Here is an 18,276-nt window from a genome sequence, read left to right on the forward strand (position 1 = left end):
TTGTGGGCGTTCGGTTCAGGTTTTCAGGTGTAGAACGAACGCTCCGACTAACACCAAGACCACGCCCAGCACCTGTATTTTCGCCAGCCTCTCCTTGAAGAAAACGTAGCCCAGAATTGCCGCAATCCCTCCGGATAACGTGCTGATCACTGTCACCACCGATACCGACCCCGCCACCGCGCCCCAGGCGAATGACGAGAATCCACCAAGGTTCATGAGACTGGCACCGGTCAGCGTCATGCAGTTCTTCAGTGGCGGAATTTTCAGACCGTCCTTTACCCTCAACACCATGACCACCAGCACGATCAGCCCGATCAGATACGCGAGCCAAAGCATCGTCACCGGACCCAGCACCGGAAGAACGAAGCGTCCTTGCAACCAGAAACTCGTGCCATAAAAAACAGCGGCCAACAGTGCGTAGGCAATCGAACTGCTGGCCTGAGTGGTGTGTGGAAGTTTCGAGTCTGAGTGGATGCTGGAGAGGATGACCCCGATCACGCACAGCGCGATACACAGCAGTTGCACCAGGTTGATCTGTTCACCGCCCGCCCAGGACAGCAACGTGGTAACCACGCCGTAAGAGGTCACCAACGGCGCGACGATAGAGGCTTTGCCTAGGGCGAACGCCTTGGACAAGGCCAGCGCTCCAGACACGGTCAGCACCGCGGCGACAATGCCGATCAGCCAGACATCGAGCGATGCCGACAGGGATTTGAGAATGAAAGAGGGAAAAGCGATCAGCAACAGGCTCATGATGCTGAAGCCCAGTGCCTGACCGAAATAGACAGCGCGTTTAACGCCGACCGCGCGGGCGTTCAACCCCACCAGAAAATCCGTGCCGCCCCAAAGCAAGGCGGCGAGCAAACCCATCAATACGTCCACGCTATGTCCTTATAGGTGTGTTTGGGGAGCGCATCGTAACCTTTGGGTCGGAAGTGGCGATAGCTGCGGAAATCGAGGGGAGCGGTTTCTCGGTATTAAACCCTCGCACGCGCCCCAATCTACATGCCTCGTTATGTGTTGGATTCAGGCTTCTTTTTTTTCGTAAATAAAGCGGAGAAAGCGTGGGTATTCAGTGGGAAGTCGTCCGGGTCAAACCCGCTGTAATCTGACTCACGAATAACACTGCCTGTCTGAGAGCCGAATGGTTTGCTTACCTTGGCGGTAGTGGTGCTTTGTTCGTGCCTGGTTTTTTTGATCTTTGGACTTGGGGCTCGACTTAACTGAGCATCCTGTAATCGACGTCCCATCTCATCGGATTCGCCAAGCTTGTTCAGGTCTTGCTCCAGACTCAATACCTGCATCACTGACAGATACGCCCCCATTGTCACCCCAGCAGCACCCGACTCCAGTGAGCGTAAGGTCATGACAGACATACCCGCTCGCTCTGCCACCATTTTGGCGGTCAGCCTTCGACGTAAACGAGCCAATTTCATGCGTTCGCCGAACTCGGTAAGCAGTCGTTTTGTACGAGGAAGCAGTGGCGCTGTTTTTCTAGCCATGCAGCTAATATTCCTTCACTTCTGAGGTGATAGCGCCAGAATAATTGCAGTTATGCAGGCAGGTTCAGATGCTTCAGCTGATTTATTGGCTTTCCAACTCCTGTGTATCCCACCGTTGCACCTTGACCGCTCGGTAAAGCATGCCGATGGTCACCGGGACTTTTTCACCGCGACCTTTTGCCCTTCGTTTGAGATGCACATCAAACCCTTCCGGCTGAAAGTAGCGATAGGCGTCGTAGTCCACGAGGTCGATTCCGAACTGCTCTTCCAGCGCTTCCATCAAATGCCGCGCATCAGCGCCGTTGCAGCCCAGGTCGAAGTTGATCGAGGTGGTGAGGCTGATGGTTTTGCGTTCGGGCAGGCCGAGTTCTTCGTGCAGTAGCTGCATGAGCAGGTGCATCGTGTGGTCGTCGGGGAAGTTGGGGGCGAGGTTCATGGAGCGTCTTCCGTTAGGGGTATCTCGATGAGACGGATTAAGCCTGATTTTGCGGTGCGTTGGATGTTGATCAGTGCTGTGTACCTGGTGCGCGCGGGAAGGTTGGCGCTCGCCGCGTAGGATTTCGTTCATCTGTTGCACGCTCACCATTAACTCATCGAAAAATTTGCTCATTGTTGTCTCCGGTGTTTGACGCTCGACGGTTCCAGAGCCGAACGCGGAACGTCCGTAGAGGCATTCCCACGCAGAGCGTGGGAACGATCTTCACTCGGCGTCAGGCGGGTGCTTTCCAGCCCATCATGCGTTGTTGGGCGACTTGGAGCAGGTCGCAGCCGTCCTGGGCCAAGAGGTAGAGCGCGTGGGTGATGTGCGGAATGTCTTCGACGTCGCCGTGTTTGAAGCAAACGCAGTGCAGGGTTTTGAGGAGGTCGCTGGAGGCTCGGATGCGCTGGAGGGCGGCTTCGAGGATGTCCTGGGGGTTGGCCTCTGTGTCGATGATCAGGGGCTGGGAATTTGTGAGGTTGGTTTGCAGTGGGAGGTAACGATCGTTTGTAAGTGTCATTATTTGTAGCCTCAAATGCATAAGAAAGAACCGCCGCCACCGTGACCAAGCGATGGGAGGCGGACTGTGTTCGGGTTGGTCAACCGATGAGGCTCACATCCCGGCACGCCCGAAGGCGTCCCAAACACAGCCGCCATATAGCGTGCAGGCACTTGAAGTGCCAGCAGCATACAACGGACGCTTAGATATGAGCCATTCGGGTGACCAAGCCCGAGCCGCTGATTTGGCAGCGACAGTCACGACTATAGATACGAGCCACCAACCAGCGATAGACGACAAAGAGTCTCCGCTTGTAGGACCTTGCCGAACCTCGGCTAGGCCCTTTCTATAGGATTATTCTGCGACGTATTTTCTCGCGCTTTTCCGCCATCAGCTTCCTTGCGTCCTCATCAGAAATGCTCGGTCTTGGATCATCGATGCTGGCCTGAACCTGCCGGATGAACCACGCCTCGTAGGCCGCATCGTCGATGGGAGCCTCACAGCATTTGCATGTCGCTTTTTCCTTCATCGGTTTCACCTCTGATTATTTGCAATTGAGCTGACGACCCCACCCCCCATCACTTACCCAATATGCTTATAAGCCCCCAAATCCTGCAGGCCAGTGGTCAACCCGGTCGCCGGCGCGTAGATCGTGCCTTTCACTGCCGAGAACTTGACCCCGTTGCTGCCCAGCGAAACGTAGCGTTCGCCCTGGTCCAGTTCGGTGAAGTAGGTGTAGGAGAATTTTTCCATCGCCTTGTATTTAGCGGCGGCGCTGGCCATGGCGTTGTGGTGGTTCTGCAGGTCGGTCGGGGTCAGGTTGGAGGTTTTGTTCAGCGGAACGCCCCAGCGTTTCAGGCACACTTCGGCAAAGTGACGGACGATCACGCCGGGCTCGGCCAGCGCTTTAGGGCCGCTGACGCCATCGACTGCGGCGTTGCCGACCAGCGTGCCGTGGCGGCCGGGCATCGGGTAGATGTGGGTTCGGGTGCCGGTGGCCGTTTGCGGGATGACGCAGCTGAAGCCTTTGGAGCGTTCGTCCCGAGCGTAGAAAGCGACGTATTCTTTAACGTTGGCATTCAGTTTGACTTTGTCTTCCTGAAAGTTGCCGATGCCGGGGACCGGATCAATAGCGAAGATATTCACCGGAATGTTCTTGAGTGCGCTGTCCTTGAACATGGCATTGGCCAGCATATGGCAACTAATAGCGCCACGACTCCAACCGACCAAGTTGACGTTGGTTGGAATAATGCCGTCCTTGCGGAATGTCTTGATGATTTGTTCCTGCAACTTTTGTTGGGTCACGCTGCGGTCGCCGTAGTTGTACTTGCGCCACATCCAGGAGCCTTCAACTTTCACATCTTCAATGGGAATGCCGGCAGCCTTTAGGCGGTTGTATTCAGCCTCTGTCAGTTTTTCACGCTCCCAGTCACATTTGCCTTTGATGATGTTGATGGCGTGCTTGACGTTCTCCTCCCAGCCCTTGCCGAACAGCGTGCCGCTCAGGCCGTAGTCCTTGGATTGGGTGAAGAGTTCGTCAGCTTGCAGGTTGCTGGTGCCAGGGCCGTCAATCACGATCCATTCGGCAAATTCGCGACCACCGTGATGGGAAGCCAGTGTCGAGACCAACTCTCCATTCCAGTAAGTTGGGTTCTGGCTGTCGAATTTGGTCGAGCCGGTGCCGCAAAAGAAAATAGTTAATGTAGTCATTGTAGTGCTCTTGATTGGTTTAAGAGCTTACAGACTAATGTTTGTTGTTTGTGAGTTGAAGAAGTTAGTTGTTTCTATGTTTGTGCTTTTAAAGTTCTACTCTTTGTCTTCCGATGTCGAGAAGTTCACAGCCATCCTGCGTTAATAAATAAAGTGCATTCACTATATGGGGAATGTCTTTCACATCAGCCTGCTTGAAGCACAGGCAGTAAAGTGTTTCGAGCAGGTCGCTGGCGGCGCGCAGACGTTGGTGAGCGGCGTCCAGGACGGCGCGGGTGCTGGCGGCGGTATCAATGACCAAAACGGGCGTTTCGCTGTAGCTGGTTTTGAGCGGGCGATAGCGGTCTTGCATGAGGTCAGTCCTGTATTCAAACGGCGCGGCAAACTATAGAGGCGTGCATACAAGCGTCGCAATACAGCGCAAATGGACGGCGTTTGTAGGGGATTTACCTGCGTTGTGGCCTTTTGCCTACGTGTACCCCGAGGCTTTTTTCAGTAATTCCCCTAGAAGTCGAATTTCCTACGTGTTTGTCAGGCGCAGCGCACCAATCCTCTGTATGGTGCGCGCCAGAATCTGTAGGACGTTAAAAAACGTCTGTCTAACGCTTAAAGGGAATTAAGTATGCAATGGCTACGTATGGCCTCGATTTTATTGCTGTGGGCGGGTGTCTGTCGTTTGACAGGCGCGGCTGACGCGAGCCACACAATGGATCTTGCCAACATGGATCGCACCGGTTGGCCGGATGCGCTGACAAGCCAGGCGAACGTTGACACCGCGTCCCGCGCCGAGGTGTTGATGTTCGGCAAGGCGCTGCTGGCCAGCGAAATGCTCGACGAACAAGGTCTGAAACAGCGACTGGGCGTGTAGGATGTAAAGCTCAAGTCGGTCAGGCAAGTGCGTGACGGTCTGTGGGATCGGTTACTGACCACCTACCGCAGCGCCAGTCAGAACTGCGACGGCGAACCCTTCTGCCCCCGCGTGCGAAGCGTCGCCGATTTGCGTCAGTTGGCGGCCGCGTTCACTGGCGAAATCAGCCCGGCTCATGCGGTTTGGGCGAGCAAGAGCCGGGTGTATCAGGAGCAGATATTGAACGAGCAGCTGCGGGTGGCGGTAATGGTGCCGTAGCCACTCATGGCGTAGTCGTCAGGATGTTCGCCAGGCTTGTTGGGCTGCGCATTCCAGGGTGTCGCACGTAGCGAGCAATGGGGGTTCTTCGGGAATCCTGTCACAGCCGTTCAGCAGCAGGGATGTCAGGATCAGGGCGATCGCGAAAAGCGACTTTTGAGGCATGGTCGTTCCTTGTTCAAATGCCGCGCTCATCAGGCGTCCTGCCGTGATGTGAAGTGCGCGGACGGTGGTTGTGCGAGAAAGACCTTAACGTCAGATCCAAGGGCTGCGCGAGGAACAAAGTGTTTCGTTTGTTTCATCCTGTGGCAGAGGACCCTGGAGCGAGGCGGTATCATCCCGTATCGTTTTGGTCCCCGACCTTTTCTCGACTCGCTGCGTTTGCCGGCTAGGCTTTGGGCTTCGCAGCGGTCAACGGAGTGACAGCTTATGCACAACACCCTGGAACAGGTTTTCGGTTATCCACAGTTTCGGCCCGGCCAGGAGGCGGCGGTCAGCGCGGTGTTGGCCGGGCGCTCGGCGGCGGCGATTTTCCCCACCGGCTCAGGCAAGTCTCTTTGCTATCAATTGCCGGCCCTGTTACTGCCGCACCTGACGCTGGTGGTCTCGCCGCTGCTGGCGTTGATGCAGGATCAGTTGGCCTTCCTACAACGCCATGGCATTGCGGCAGGCAGCATCGATTCGGCCCAGAGCCGCGATGACGCAAGCGATGTGATGGCCCGGGCCAAGTCCGGCGAACTGAAGATTTTGATGATCTCTGTGGAGCGCCTGAAGAACGAGCGCTTCCGCAATTTCCTGCAGCAGGTGCCGATCTCGCTGCTGGTGGTGGACGAGGCGCACTGCATCTCGGAGTGGGGCCACAATTTCCGCCCCGACTACCTCAAGCTTCCCGACTACCAACGCCAGTTCAACATTCCGCAGGCGCTGCTGCTGACGGCCACCGCAACGCCCAAAGTGATCGCGGACATGGAGGCCAAATTCGGCATTGCGCCGGAAGATGTGGTGACCACGGGTTTTTACAGGCCGAACCTCAACTTGTTAGTCGAGCCGGTACGCGGTCAGGACAAGCGCCGACGTCTGGTCGAGTGGATGAGCGAACGTCCCGGCCAGCCAAGCATTGTCTACGTCACCCTGCAAAAAACCGCTGAGCACATCGCCGAACATCTGGGGCGCAATGGCATTCAGGCCGAGGCTTATCACGCCGGTTTGCCCCACGAACAGCGCGAAGCCATCCAGAAGCGCTTTATGGGTGGGCAGTCCAATTGCATCGTGGCCACCATTGCCTTCGGCATGGGGATCGACAAGAGCGATATCCGCAACGTGGTGCATTTCGACCTGCCCAAATCCATCGAAAACTACAGCCAGGAAATTGGCCGCGCCGGGCGTGACGGGCAGCCATCCGATTGCCTGGTGCTGGCGAATCGCGACAGCCTTAATGTGCTGGAAAACTTCGTCTACGGCGACACGCCAGAGCTGGATGGCATTCGCTGTGTACTCGATGAGATGCAAGCGGCTGCGCCGGAGGGGCAGTGGGAGTTTCTGCTGGGGCCCTTGTCGGACCAGAGCAATATTCGCCAATTGCCGCTCAAGACCTTACTGGTGCAACTTGAGCTGCGCGGTTTGATCGCGCCGCGCTACGCCTATTACGCGGAATACCGCTTCAAGTATTTGCAAGAGCCGGAAGCCTTGCTGGCCCGTTTCGAGGGTGAGCGCAAAGACTTTGTCGCGGCCATCATCCAGACCTCCAGCCGCGCCCGAACCTGGGCCACGGTGAATTTCGACGCGCTCCATGAACAACATCAAGCCGAGCGCAACCGGGTGGTCAAGGCACTGGATTATTTCCAGGAGAAAGGCTGGGTCGAACTGGAAAGCAAGCAAATGACCGAGGTCTACAGCCTGCTGCAAAACAACGTCGACAGTCAGGCACTGAGCGTCGAACTGCACGCCTGTTTTACCCAGCATGAACGCACCGAAATCGCACGGATTCACGCCATGCTGGATCTGTTCGCCACCGATCATTGCCTGGGCTATCGCCTGGCCGAGTACTTCGGCGACGAAAACGCGCCTCGTCAGTGCGGGCATTGTTCGGTGTGTCATGGGCATGTGGCGCGGCTGCCTGCGCCTCCGGAATTGCCGGCGCTTGTGGATAAAAACTTTGAAGCGCTGTGTGGTGATTTTATCCACAGGCATGAACAGCACACCGGCAATGTACCGTCGGCCGAACGCGTAACGCGGTTTTTGTGCGGGATCAGCGTGCCGCTGTTTACCAAGCTCAAGGCGCGTTCGATTTCGGGATTTGCGGCGCTGGAGAATTATCCGTATGCCGAGGTGCGGACATGGGCTGAAGCACATCTGCCCGGTTGAAACGCGGACCAATGTGGGAGCGGGCTTGCTCGCGAAAGCGGAGTGTCAGTCGACATCATCGCTGACCGTCATACCGCTTTCGCGAGCAAGCCCGCTCCCACAGGATCTTTGGTGTACTCGGAGGTAGATCCATCCGCTGAATGTTGCTCATCACAGGAATAAATTTCAAAAATGCCCAGCGGCTGACTATGGTGAGGGCTGTCTTTGGATCGCCAACAAGAGAACAACTATGAGCCAGACACCGTTCAACATTCAGCGCGCCGCCGTGATCGGAGCGGGCACCATGGGCCGTGGCATCGTCATGTGCCTGGCCAATGCCGGCGTTCCGGTGCAGTGGGTCGACAACAATCCGCAGATGCTGGAACAGGCGCTGGTCACCGTGGCAGACACCTACGCGCACAATGTGCGACAGGGCCGCATCGATCAGGCCGAGGCAGACGCGCGCATCGCTCGGGTCACGGCGGCGGCTGATTATGCGGCGATCCGCGATGTTGATCTGGTGATCGAAGCGGTTTACGAAAACCTGGAGCTCAAGCAAAAGATTTTCCGCGAATTGGACGGACTGCTCAAACCCGAAGCGATTCTGGCCAGCAACACTTCAGCGCTGGATATCGACGCCATCGCGGCGGCGACTCGCCGTCCGGCTCAGGTCCTGGGCCTGCATTTCTTCAGCCCGGCCCACATCATGAAATTGCTGGAAATCGTCCGCGGCGCCCAGACTTCGCCAGCAGTGCTCGACGCGGCGCTGGAGTTGGGCAAACGCATGGGCAAGGTCAGCGTAGTGGCGGGCAACTGCGATGGTTTCATCGGCAACCGCATGCTCAATACCTACGTGCTTGAAGCGCGCAAGATGCTGTTGGAGGGCGCTTATCCCTATCAGGTGGATGCGGCGCTGCAAGGTTTCGGTTTTGCCATGGGGCCGTTCCGCATGTACGACGTGGTGGGCGTCGACTTGGGTTGGCGCGCTCGGGAATTGGCCGGCACAGGGCAGGATGCGCCGGAGGTTCAGGTGGATAACCGCTTGTGCGAACTGGGGCGTTTTGGTCAAAAGAGCGGCAACGGCTATTACCACTACGAACCGGGCAGCCGACAGGCTGAACACGATCCGGAAGTTGATGCGCTGGTGTTAAAGGTCAGCGAAGGGCTTGGGTTCCAGCGTCGCGAGATCAGCCCTGAGGAGATTCTCGAGCGCTGCCTGCTGGCGTTGGTCAACGAAGGCGCGAAGATCCTTCAGGAAGGTATTGCGGGTTCGGCGCACGACATCGATCTGGTCTATCTCAACGGTTATGGTTTCCCGGCGGACAAGGGCGGGCCGATGGCGTGGGCGGATCAGCAAGGGCTGGCGGATATTCATCAGCGGTTGATGGCGCTTGAGACCCGTCAGGGCGATCACTGGAAACCGGCGCGGTTGATTGGTGAGTTGGAGGCGGCTGGTAAGGGCTTTTCTGACAGGTGATTGATGCAGCGCTTTTGAAGGCCTCTTCGCGAGCAAGCCCGCTCCCCCAAGGGGACTCTGTCGTTCACAAACTATGTGTTCACAGAAGATCAAATGTGGGAGCGGGCTTGCTCGCGAAGAACGATGACTCGGTATTCGCCTTAGACTGGCAAACCAACTCCAGGAATCGACACTGATGTCCAACTCGATGCCCCAACGCACCGACTACCCGCACTTCCAGCCCATCACCACCCGCTGGCACGACAACGACGCCTACGGCCACGTCAATAACGTCACCTACTACAGCTTTTTCGACACGGCGGTGAACACCTACCTGATCGAAGTCGGTGGGCTGGATATCCATGACGGCGAGGTAGTGGGTTTTGTGGTGAGTTCGTCTTGCGATTACTTTGCCTCCATCGCCTTTCCGGACCGGATCGAGATCGGACTGAGGGTGGGCAAATTGGGCAACAGCTCGGTGCAATACGAGCTGGCGGTGTTCAAGGCCGGGGAAGAAGAGGCCTGCGCGGCGGGGCGTTTCGTGCATGTGTTTGTGGATCGGGCGTCGAATCAGCCGGTGGCGATTCCTGCCGGGTTGCGCGGTGCACTGGAGCGACTGGTGGTTTGACGTTCAAAAAAAATCGCAGCCCTTGGGCTGCGATTTTTTGATCTGTCTGACCGCAAAGCCATTCAGGGCTCAATGGTGACGATTGTGTTTGTGATGCTTGCGATGACCATAGGCATGACCACGGCCTGGGTGGCCGTCACGGTAGTAACGACGATCATCACGGCCGCCGCGATAGGAGCGACGATCATCGTCCTCATCGCTCTTGTTGCCCATGTAGTTACCCAGCGCGCCACCGGCGCCGCCGCCTGCTGCGGAGCCGATCAGGCTGCCGGTGGTGCCGCCCATGCTGCGGCCGACCACGTTGCCGCCTGCTGCGCCCAACGCACCGCCAATGGCGGCTTCGCCACGGCTGCGTTTGTCTGCGCCGACTGCGCTACCACCCGCGCCGCCCAGGGCCGCGCCAATGGTGGAACCTGTATTGCCGCCTAGCGATTGACCGACGACCGAGCCAAGAACCCCGCCCAATGCGCCGCCCACACCTGCTTCGGTGGTGCCTCCGGCAGAAGCGAAGCCACTGACCAGGCCAAGGGACAACAAGAGAATCGAGGAGAACTTCATAGAGGAACCTCAAGGGGATGACGGCGCGATCCTGAGGCTGTGTCCTGGTCGTGACAATCGAAATCCGACAAGTAACACGACTTGAGCACATTTCTATAAGTTACTGTTTTTTGAGCGGAACTTAAGGGTTTTTCGCCGGTCTTTAGCTACTTTGGACAGGCCGTTTTTGTGAAAAAACGGCCTTTTTTGTGGGCGATTGGAAAGTTGCGGGAGGCGATCATGTGTTGCCCTTGCGGGCGCCTTCGCGGGCAAGCCTCGCTCCTACAGGATCCGTGTCATGTACAAAAAATGCATACGACACAGAACCTGTGGGAGCGAGGCTTGCCCGCGAAAAGGCCGGACCTGCTGTCGCGTTACGCCGACTTGGCCAAAATCAGCCCGGTCTCACTCGCCGCTTCCAGCCGGATCGCCACAAACTTCGATGTCGGCGTATGGCTGCCATCCCCGGTGCTTTCCAGCGGCACCAGCGGATTCACTTCCGGGTAATACGCAGCCGCCTGCCCCGCAGGAATATCAAACGCCAGCAGGGTAAAGCCCTTCACCCGACGCTCACGCCCGTCATCCCAGATCGAGACGATGTCAGCCTTTTGCCCAGGCTTGAAGCCCAGGCGAATGATGTCGGCTTCATTGACGAACAACACATCCCGCTGACCCTTCACGCCACGATAACGATCATCCAGCCCATAAATCGTGGTGTTGTACTGATCGTGAGAACGCATCGACTGCATGATCAGGTCCGGCAACACGCCGGTGGCGCGGGTGCGTTCGTGGACCAGGTCTTTGGGCAGGGCGTTCGGCCGGAAGTTGGCGCGCCCGGACGGGGTGTTCCACTTGCGCGCACCGGCACTGTTGCCGAGGTAGAAACCGCCCGGATTTTTGATCTTCTCGTTGAAGTCGCGAAAGCCTGGAATGGTATCGGCGATCAGGTCGCGGATGCGGCTGTAATCGGCCACCAGCCAGGCCCAGTCCACCGGTTTGCTGCCCAGGGTCGCGGCAGCGATGCCGGCGATAATCCACGGCTCCGAGCGCATCTGATTCGACAGTGCCTGCAACTGGCCGTTGGAAGCGTGGACCATGCTGAACGAGTCTTCAACGGTCACCGCTTGCGGGCCTTCGGTCTGGATGTCGATGTCGGTACGGCCCAGGCACGGCAGGATCAGCGCGTCTTTACCGTGCGCCAAGTGGCTGCGGTTGAGCTTGGTGCTGATCTGCACGGTCAGGTCGCAATTGCTCAGGGCCTGGAAGGTGCGAGAGCTGTCCGGAGTGGCTTGGGCGAAGTTGCCACCCAGGCCGATGAACACTTTCGCGCGGCCGTCGGCCATCGCGTGAATCGCCTCGACCACGTTGTGTCCGTTTTCACGCGGCACTTTGAACTGGAAGCGCCGCTCCAGGGAATCAAGGAACGCCACGGGCGGACGTTCGTTGATGCCCATCGTGCGGTCGCCCTGCACGTTACTGTGGCCACGCACCGGGCACAGACCGGCGCCCGGCCGGCCGATGTTGCCGCGCAGCAGCATCAGGTTGGCGATTTCCTGAATGGTCGCCACCGAGTGGCGGTGCTGGGTAATACCCATCGCCCAGCACATGATCACGTTCTTGCCTTTGACGTACATGCGCGCCGCTTGCTCGATGTCCACCAGGGTCAGGCCGGACTGCTCGACGATCTGTTCCCATGAGGTGTCGTCGACGGTGCCCAGGTATTCCAGCACGTTGACGCTGTGCTCATTGAGGAAGTCGTGGTCGAACACCGCAGGCTCGCCTGCTTTCTGCGCATCGCGTTCCCATTGCAGCAGGAATTTCGCCATGCCACGCATGATCGCCATGTCGCCGCCCAATGCCGGACGGAAGTACGCGGTGTTGGTCGGCTTGTCGCCGTTGGTGAGCATTTCGATCGGGTGCTGCGGATGCTGGAAGCGCTCCAGGCCGCGCTCTTTCAGCGGGTTGATGCACACCACTTGAGCGCCGCGTTTTACGGCTTCGCGCAAAGGTTCGAGCATCCGCGGATGGTTGGTGCCCGGGTTCTGGCCCCAGACAAATATCGCATCGGCGTGTTCGAAATCGTCGAAGGTCACAGTGCCTTTACCGACGCCGACACTTTGCGCCAATGCCACACCACTGGCCTCGTGGCACATGTTCGAGCAGTCGGGGAAGTTGTTGGTGCCGTAGGTGCGTACGAACAATTGATAGAGGTAGGCCGCTTCGTTGCTGGCGCGGCCCGAGGTGTAGAACTCGGCCTGGTTCGGGCTCGACAGGCCCTGCAAATGCTTAGCGATCAAGGCGAACGCAGCTTCCCAGCTGATCGGCTTGTAGCGATCGGTTTCGGCGTCATAGCTCAACGGCTCGGTCAGACGACCCTGATATTCCAGCCAATAGTCACTTTGTTCCAGCAACGAACTGACGCTGTGTTTAGCAAAGAAAGCCCCGTCGACACGCCGTTTGGTCGCTTCCCAGTTCACCGCTTTGGCGCCGTTCTCGCAGAACGCCACCATGCCGGCTTCGTTGGAATCGCCCCAGGCGCAACCGGGGCAGTCGAACCCGCCGTTCTTGTTGGTCTTGAGCATCATGCGCAGGTTTTTCAGCGCGTTGTCACTGGTCAACCAGGCCCGGGCAACACTGGCCAGTGCGCCCCAGCCACCGGCCGGGCCTTTGTAGGGCTTGTAGCGAGGGACGGGTTTCTGGTCGGCTTGACGGTGTTGACTCACGCTTGATTCTCCAATGCCGGGCTGTAGACCCGCGGCGCATTCTTCTGGGGCAGATGGATGAGATTGAGGTTGTGGCGGCGGGCCCATTGCACGGCAAGGCCCGTGGGTGACGACAGGCTGACGAGGGTCTGGATGCCTGCGCGCAACACTTTCTGGATCAATTCGAGGCTGCAACGGCTGGTGACAATCGCCAGGCCGCCTTCAGTCGGGATCTTCTGGCGGATCAACCCGCCAATCAGCTTATCGAGTGCGTTATGCCGGCCGATGTCTTCACGGCCCAGCAGCAATTCGCCCTGACCGTTCATGAACACCGCCGCATGCACTGCGCCGGAGTACTGGCCAAGCGGCTGGAACGCACCGATGCGTTGACGCAAACCATCAAGCCACTCGGCGGGCGGCAATGGCGCGCCGGGCAACACCTTAAGGTCTGGCAGCGCCTGTTCCACCGCCTCGACGCCACAGAGCCCGCAGCCGCTGGTGCCGGCCATTTGCCGACGCTGCTGCTTGAGGTTCCAGAAAGCGCGGTTGGCGATGGTCACTTGGGCGTATTGCGCCGAGCCCGAGCCGCTGAGTTGCAAGTCATAGATGTCGGAGGCGTCTTCGATGATGCCGCTGCCGAGACTGAAACCGACGATGAAGTCTTCAAGGTCCGTCGGCGTGACCAACATCACCGCCTGACTGATGCCGTTATAAGCGATCGCCAACGCGACTTCCTCGGCGAGCGCGGTGCTGGTCGATTCGGTGCATTGAAGGTCGCTGTAACTGTAGGTCTGGCTGGCGGCAGGCGCGGGCGTTTCTACGGCTGGCGCCGCGCAGGCAGGGCGCTTGGCGTTCATGAGGCATCACCGACGGTTTGGTCAGCTTTAAGCCTAGGCGCGTCAGTTTGTCGCGTCTAATCGCTTATACCGATCTACCGATAGATGGCGTCGATCAAGAGTCCGCCAACGATTTCTGATAGATCGCAAAGCAGGCTTCCGCCAATGCCGAGCGTGGGGCGCTGCGGCGCATGATCAGCCCCAGCCGGGCGAGGGTCTGGGCGTTTTCGATGGGTTGCAGGCGCAAGTGATCGGTGAGGTTTTCGAGGCCGCCGTTCAACGGCATCACCGCGCAGCAGAGGCCACCATGCACGGCTTGTAACAATTGGTGGACGGCATCGGTTTGCAAAAGCGGTTGTGGTGTCAGGCCGCGGCTGTGGAAGTTGTGGTCAATGGACTGGCGAAAGTGCATGCCACTGGTGAGCATGCCCAGCGGCAGTTCGATCAAAGACTCCCAACTGAGCGGTGCCTCGCCGAAGCTGAAGAAGCGCTGATCGTAGAGCAGGCCCATGTGGGTTTCACTGAAGGCCAGTGAATCGAAGCGCTCGTTGTCCAGACGCTCCAGGTACGACACGCCGAGGTCCAGACGATTGTTTGCCAGTTGTTCGAGGATTTGCTCGGAACTCAGGGCCGAGAGTTCAAAACGCAGGTTCGGGTGTTCGGCGTGCAGGCGTTGCATCAAAGGCAGCGGATCGAAACTCGACAGCGGCACCACACCTAACCGCAGCGTACCGACCAGATTGCCACGGCAGGCGGCGGCCTCGGCCTGCAAGCCGTCATAAGCCGCCAGCACCGTGCGCGCCCACGCCAACACGCGCTCGCCCGGCGCAGTGAAGCCTTCGAAGCGCTGGCCGCGATTGACCAGCGGCAGGTCCAGTTCCTCTTCGAGGCTGCGCAGGCGCATGGACAGGGTCGGCTGGGTGATATGACAGCGCGCAGCGGCCTGGCCGAAGTGGCGGGTTTCGTCGAGGGCGATGAGGAATTTCAGCTGCTTGATGTCCATCTTCGCTCCAGGGCGCGGTGAGGAAGGGGATTCTAGCGCTTGCGCCGGATCAACGTCATTGGTCGGGTTGGAACCGGGGGTTTCAAGCTTGGTCTAGTCTTTTGCGTCTGGAACCTAAAACCCAAGGAGAGTGCACCATGAGTATTTTTAGCTTTGTGAAAGAAGCAGGCGAAAAACTTATCGATCTGCTGACGCCGGGCAACGCCAATGCCAGCGAGCAGTTGAAGGAACACATCAGCAAGGTCGGCCTGGGTAACCCGAATGTACAAGCGACGGTGGATGGAGACAAAGTCACCGTGACCGGCGAAGTCGGCAGTCAGGAAGAGAAGGAAAAAATTCTGCTGGCGGTGGGCAATATTGCCGGTGTTGGTAGTGTGGATGACCAGATCACCGTGACCGGGCCGGTGGTAGTGGCCGCAAAGTTTGTCACCGTCGTGAAGGGCGACACCCTCAGCGCGATTTCCCTGCGCGTGTATGGCGATGCCAATAAGTATCAAAAAATCTTTGAGGCGAACAAGCCGATGCTCAAGGATGTGAACAAGATCTATCCGGGGCAGTCGTTGCGGATTCCTGAGTAACCCTCAAGACCGATTGATGGCTTTCGCGGGCAAGCCTCGCTCCTACAGGATTTGTGTCGTACGCATGCATCGTGAACGACACAAATCCTGTAGGAGCGAGGCTTGCCCGCGATGCAGGCGACTCGGTCTAAAGCCCTGCAATCAACTCCCGATAATCCCCAACCGCCGCAAACTCCGCCGTGTCCTTCGGCCCTTTGCGACTGTCCGGCTCACTCACCGCCAGCAAATGCGCCACTCCAAAACTGCGCGCGCTGCGCAGGATCGGCAACGTATCGTCGATAAACAGGCTGCGCGCCGGATCAAAACCGATGTCCGCCTGCAACGCCTCCCAGAACTGCGGATTCTCCTTGGGGAAACCGTAGTCATGCGAGCTAATCAACCGCTCGAAGTACGGCGCCAGTTCAATCCTTTCCAGTTTCAATGACAGCGAATCACGGTGCGCATTGGTGATCATCACCACGCGCTTGCCCGCCTGTTTGATCGCCGCCAGAAACGTATCGGCATCCGGGCGCAGGGCAATCAGGTGGGCGGTTTCCAGTTTCAGTTCACGCACCGGCAGTTTCAGCTCGGCGCTCCAGAAATCCAGGCAATACCACTGCAACTGACCGGCGTTGCGTTCGAACAGCGGCTGCAGTTCCATCTCGGCCATGGCCCGACTGACCCCGTGCAACTCGGCGTAACGTTGAGGCAGGTGTTCCATCCAGAAATGGTTGTCGTAGTGCAGGTCCAGCAGCGTGCCGTCCATATCCAGCAGAACGGTGTCGATGTCGCGCCAGGGCAGCAGGGACATAAAAAACTTCTCCAACGGTAAAAAAGATATCCGAGGTCAACAATCAGGATAGGCCGGGTATAGTAACCCGCTTACGCCAAGGAGCCTTTCATGCGCCAGAAACCCACCGTACTCGCCCGCGAGATCGTCGCCACCAGCCGTTTGTTCTGCGTCGAAGAGCTGAAACTGCGCTTTTCCAATGGCGTGGAGCGCACCTACGAGCGTCTGGTCGGCAAGGGCGCCGGGTATGGCGCGGTGATGATCGTGGCGATGCTCGATGCGGATCACGCCGTGTTGGTCGAAGAGTATTGCGGCGGCACCGATGCCTATGAGCTGTCGTTGCCCAAGGGCTTGATCGAGCCGGGCGAGGACGTGCTGGCGGCGGCCGAGCGCGAGCTCAAGGAAGAGGCCGGGTATGGCGCGCGGCAGCTGGAGCACCTGACCGAGTTGTCGTTGTCGCCCGGTTACATGAGCCAGAAAATCCAGGTGGTGCTGGCCACCGACCTGTACGAAGAAAGCCTGGAAGGCGACGAGCCCGAGCCGATGGGCGTGGACAAGATCAACCTGCGCGAACTGTCGGCCCTGGCGCAGAATCCGCGATTCACAGAGGGCCGTGCCTTGGCGGCGCTGTATCTGGCCCGTGATCTGTTGACTCAGCGTGGGGTGTTTCTGCCATGAATTTCCCGCATCCGTTGATGGCACCGGTGGTGGAACTGGCGTTGAAGGCTGGCGAAGCGATTTTGCCTTTCTGGCGCATCGGCACGGCGGTGACCGCCAAGGCTGACGATTCACCGGTAACGGCAGCGGACCTGGCCGCTCATCATCTGATTCTGGACGGGCTGACGGCGCTGGACCCGAGCATTCCGGTGCTGTCCGAAGAAGACGCCAACATCCCCCAGAGCGTGCGCGCCGGCTGGCAGCGCTGGTGGCTGGTCGATCCGTTGGACGGGACCAAGGAGTTCATCTCCGGGAGCGAAGAGTTCACCGTCAACATCGCGTTGATCGAGCAGGGCCGGGTGGTGTTTGGCGTGGTGTCGATGCCGACCAATGGACGCTTTTATGTCGGTGGTGCCGGCCTGGGCGCTTGGCGGGGTGATCAAGATGCCGAGGCGTTGCCGATTCAGGTTCGCGAGGTTCCTGCGGCGGGCGAGGCGTTTACCGTGGTCGCCAGCCGCCGGCATTCAAGCCCCGAGCAGGAGCGCTTGCTGGCCGGGTTGAGTGCCAGTCTGGGTGAGCTGCAACTGGCGAATATTGGCAGTTCGTTGAAGTTCTGTTTGCTGGCTGAAGGCGCGGCGGATTGTTATCCGCGGTTGGCGCCGACTTCGCAGTGGGACACGGCGGCGGCACAGGGGGTGCTGGAAGGGGCGGGGGGTGAAGTGCTGGATTTGAGCGGGAAACCGTTTTGTTATCCGGCGCGGGAATCGCTGCTGAATGAGTTCTTTTTGGCGCTGCCGGCGAAGGCTGCGTGGCGCGAAAAACTGCTGGCGCTCGCCCGCGAATAAGATCGTTACGCAAAACCCATGTGGGAGCGGGCTTGCTCGCGAAAGCGGTGTATCAGGCAACATTGATGTTGAAGCTGATGACCCCTTCGCGAGCAAGCCCGCTCCCACAGGTTTTGTGGCGTTCCGGTTCTAGCGGTGCAAGACGTACTGCCCGGTAAACCTCACCGCATCGTCATCGCTATCGGCATTGACGATCCGTGAATGCAACGCCAACCGCGCCCGTCCGTATCGCTGATACGTCGCCAGAAACTTCTTCCACACCGCCGCGCTCGGTGCCTGACAGCTCGCGATCGCATCCATGGTCACCGGCAGTGGATAAGTGATGTGCCCTTCGTGAATCACGATGTGCCCGCCTTCAACCCCTTCTTCATGCAAACGCAAATGCAGCCAGCCCCAACCGGCCAGCACCGCGCCGCAATACAGGCTGCCGCCGAACATGGTGCTTTTGTGATTGACGTTGGCCTCCAGCGGCATGTGCAGGCGCAGTTGCTGGTCGTGCCAGTCGAGCACTTTGAGGCCCATGTCCCGGGTCAACGGAATATCGTGATGAAGGACTGATTCCAGGTGACGACTGTCGCGGCTCATGCACGGGCCTCTTGTTTGAAGA

General features: G+C 58.6%; 20 protein-coding genes and 1 pseudogene. 7 read left to right on the forward strand and 14 right to left on the reverse strand.

Annotated elements, in window-relative coordinates; genetic code table 11:
• Positions 1 to 15: 15 nt before the first annotated feature.
• The 7 genes from ACA049_RS01275 to ACA049_RS01305 form a co-directional block, all read right to left on the reverse strand.
• Positions 16 to 870 carry an EamA family transporter gene (locus tag ACA049_RS01275; protein WP_497336743.1) on the reverse strand — a complete coding sequence of 285 codons (855 nt, stop codon included), beginning with the start codon at positions 868 to 870 and terminating at the stop codon, positions 16 to 18.
• A 143-nt stretch (positions 871 to 1,013) separates the two neighbouring features.
• Complete coding sequence (locus ACA049_RS01280) at positions 1,014 to 1,502, reverse strand: helix-turn-helix domain-containing protein (protein WP_497332520.1); 489 nt, start codon at positions 1,500 to 1,502, stop codon at positions 1,014 to 1,016.
• Between the two features lie 82 nt (positions 1,503 to 1,584).
• Positions 1,585 to 1,938 (reverse strand): DUF1493 family protein, encoded by a 354-nt coding sequence (locus ACA049_RS01285; RefSeq protein WP_497336745.1) that lies wholly within the window; start codon positions 1,936 to 1,938, stop codon positions 1,585 to 1,587.
• 274 nt (positions 1,939 to 2,212) lie between these two features.
• On the reverse strand, positions 2,213 to 2,500 hold the full coding sequence (locus ACA049_RS01290; protein ID WP_497332522.1) for a hypothetical protein: 288 nt from the start codon (positions 2,498 to 2,500) through the stop codon (positions 2,213 to 2,215).
• Between the two features lie 325 nt (positions 2,501 to 2,825).
• Positions 2,826 to 3,008 carry an antitoxin PaaA2 family protein gene (locus tag ACA049_RS01295; protein WP_497332524.1) on the reverse strand — a complete coding sequence of 61 codons (183 nt, stop codon included), beginning with the start codon at positions 3,006 to 3,008 and terminating at the stop codon, positions 2,826 to 2,828.
• A 53-nt stretch (positions 3,009 to 3,061) separates the two neighbouring features.
• Complete coding sequence (locus tag ACA049_RS01300) at positions 3,062 to 4,189, reverse strand: hypothetical protein (protein WP_497332526.1); 1,128 nt, start codon at positions 4,187 to 4,189, stop codon at positions 3,062 to 3,064.
• 88 nt (positions 4,190 to 4,277) lie between these two features.
• On the reverse strand, positions 4,278 to 4,541 hold the full coding sequence (locus ACA049_RS01305) for a hypothetical protein (protein ID WP_497332528.1): 264 nt from the start codon (positions 4,539 to 4,541) through the stop codon (positions 4,278 to 4,280).
• Positions 4,542 to 4,811: 270 nt separating this feature from the next.
• On the opposite strand from ACA049_RS01305, the pseudogene ACA049_RS01310 reads away from it, so the two are divergent.
• A pseudogene (locus tag ACA049_RS01310) lies at positions 4,812 to 5,315 on the forward strand (polysaccharide deacetylase).
• An 18-nt stretch (positions 5,316 to 5,333) separates the two neighbouring features.
• Here the strand turns inward: ACA049_RS01310 and ACA049_RS01315 are convergent.
• Entirely contained in the window at positions 5,334 to 5,510 is a 177-nt protein-coding gene (locus tag ACA049_RS01315) for a hypothetical protein (protein WP_497332530.1), read from the reverse strand.
• Between the two features lie 234 nt (positions 5,511 to 5,744).
• Here ACA049_RS01315 and ACA049_RS01320 point away from each other — a divergent pair, with 234 nt between their 5' ends.
• From ACA049_RS01320 to ACA049_RS01330, 3 genes are all read left to right on the forward strand, one after another.
• The gene (locus ACA049_RS01320) at positions 5,745 to 7,679 is read left to right on the forward strand and encodes a RecQ family ATP-dependent DNA helicase (protein WP_497332532.1); all 1,935 of its coding nucleotides are present in this window, start codon (positions 5,745 to 5,747) and stop codon (positions 7,677 to 7,679) included.
• A gap of 229 nt (positions 7,680 to 7,908) precedes the next feature.
• Complete coding sequence (locus ACA049_RS01325; RefSeq protein WP_497332534.1) at positions 7,909 to 9,135, forward strand: 3-hydroxyacyl-CoA dehydrogenase; 1,227 nt, start codon at positions 7,909 to 7,911, stop codon at positions 9,133 to 9,135.
• Between the two features lie 175 nt (positions 9,136 to 9,310).
• Positions 9,311 to 9,742 (forward strand): acyl-CoA thioesterase, encoded by a 432-nt coding sequence (locus ACA049_RS01330; protein ID WP_497332536.1) that lies wholly within the window; start codon positions 9,311 to 9,313, stop codon positions 9,740 to 9,742.
• Between the two features lie 69 nt (positions 9,743 to 9,811).
• Here ACA049_RS01330 and ACA049_RS01335 read toward each other — a convergent pair whose 3' ends face one another.
• The 4 genes from ACA049_RS01335 to ACA049_RS01350 all read right to left on the reverse strand — a co-directional run bounded on the left by ACA049_RS01335 (position 9,812) and on the right by ACA049_RS01350 (position 14,820).
• Positions 9,812 to 10,300, reverse strand: coding sequence for a glycine zipper domain-containing protein (locus tag ACA049_RS01335; RefSeq protein WP_109627361.1), 489 nt, complete (start codon positions 10,298 to 10,300; stop codon positions 9,812 to 9,814).
• 353 nt (positions 10,301 to 10,653) lie between these two features.
• Positions 10,654 to 13,002 carry an FdhF/YdeP family oxidoreductase gene (locus ACA049_RS01340; RefSeq protein ID WP_497332538.1) on the reverse strand — a complete coding sequence of 783 codons (2,349 nt, stop codon included), beginning with the start codon at positions 13,000 to 13,002 and terminating at the stop codon, positions 10,654 to 10,656.
• A complete protein-coding gene (gene fdhD / locus ACA049_RS01345; protein WP_497332540.1) occupies positions 12,999 to 13,838 on the reverse strand; it encodes a formate dehydrogenase accessory sulfurtransferase FdhD in 840 nt (279 codons plus the stop codon). Before fdhD ends, ACA049_RS01340 begins: the two co-directional genes overlap by 4 nt.
• A 94-nt stretch (positions 13,839 to 13,932) precedes the next feature.
• Positions 13,933 to 14,820, reverse strand: a complete 888-nt coding sequence (locus tag ACA049_RS01350; RefSeq protein ID WP_497332542.1) for a LysR family transcriptional regulator — start codon at positions 14,818 to 14,820, stop codon at positions 13,933 to 13,935.
• 137 nt (positions 14,821 to 14,957) lie between these two features.
• On the opposite strand from ACA049_RS01350, the gene lysM reads away from it, so the two are divergent.
• The gene (gene lysM / locus ACA049_RS01355; RefSeq protein ID WP_090176912.1) at positions 14,958 to 15,398 is read left to right on the forward strand and encodes a peptidoglycan-binding protein LysM; all 441 of its coding nucleotides are present in this window, start codon (positions 14,958 to 14,960) and stop codon (positions 15,396 to 15,398) included.
• A 127-nt stretch (positions 15,399 to 15,525) separates the two neighbouring features.
• On the opposite strand, the gene yrfG is transcribed toward lysM, so the two are convergent.
• Entirely contained in the window at positions 15,526 to 16,188 is a 663-nt protein-coding gene (yrfG, locus tag ACA049_RS01360) for a GMP/IMP nucleotidase (protein ID WP_403104387.1), read from the reverse strand.
• A 90-nt stretch (positions 16,189 to 16,278) separates the two neighbouring features.
• Here yrfG and nudE point away from each other — a divergent pair, with 90 nt between their 5' ends.
• Positions 16,279 to 16,845 carry an ADP compounds hydrolase NudE gene (nudE, locus tag ACA049_RS01365; protein ID WP_109627374.1) on the forward strand — a complete coding sequence of 189 codons (567 nt, stop codon included), beginning with the start codon at positions 16,279 to 16,281 and terminating at the stop codon, positions 16,843 to 16,845.
• Complete coding sequence (gene cysQ / locus ACA049_RS01370) at positions 16,842 to 17,669, forward strand: 3'(2'),5'-bisphosphate nucleotidase CysQ (protein ID WP_497332544.1); 828 nt, start codon at positions 16,842 to 16,844, stop codon at positions 17,667 to 17,669. The genes nudE and cysQ overlap by 4 nt, the downstream gene beginning before the upstream one ends.
• A gap of 129 nt (positions 17,670 to 17,798) precedes the next feature.
• Here the strand turns inward: cysQ and ACA049_RS01375 are convergent, their stop codons facing one another.
• Positions 17,799 to 18,254: a YiiD C-terminal domain-containing protein gene (locus tag ACA049_RS01375; RefSeq protein ID WP_497332546.1), complete on the reverse strand. Its 456-nt coding sequence runs from the start codon at positions 18,252 to 18,254 to the stop codon at positions 17,799 to 17,801.
• Between the last annotated feature and the right edge of the window lie 22 nt (positions 18,255 to 18,276).

Source organism: Pseudomonas sp. LBUM1662 (assembly GCF_059695915.1).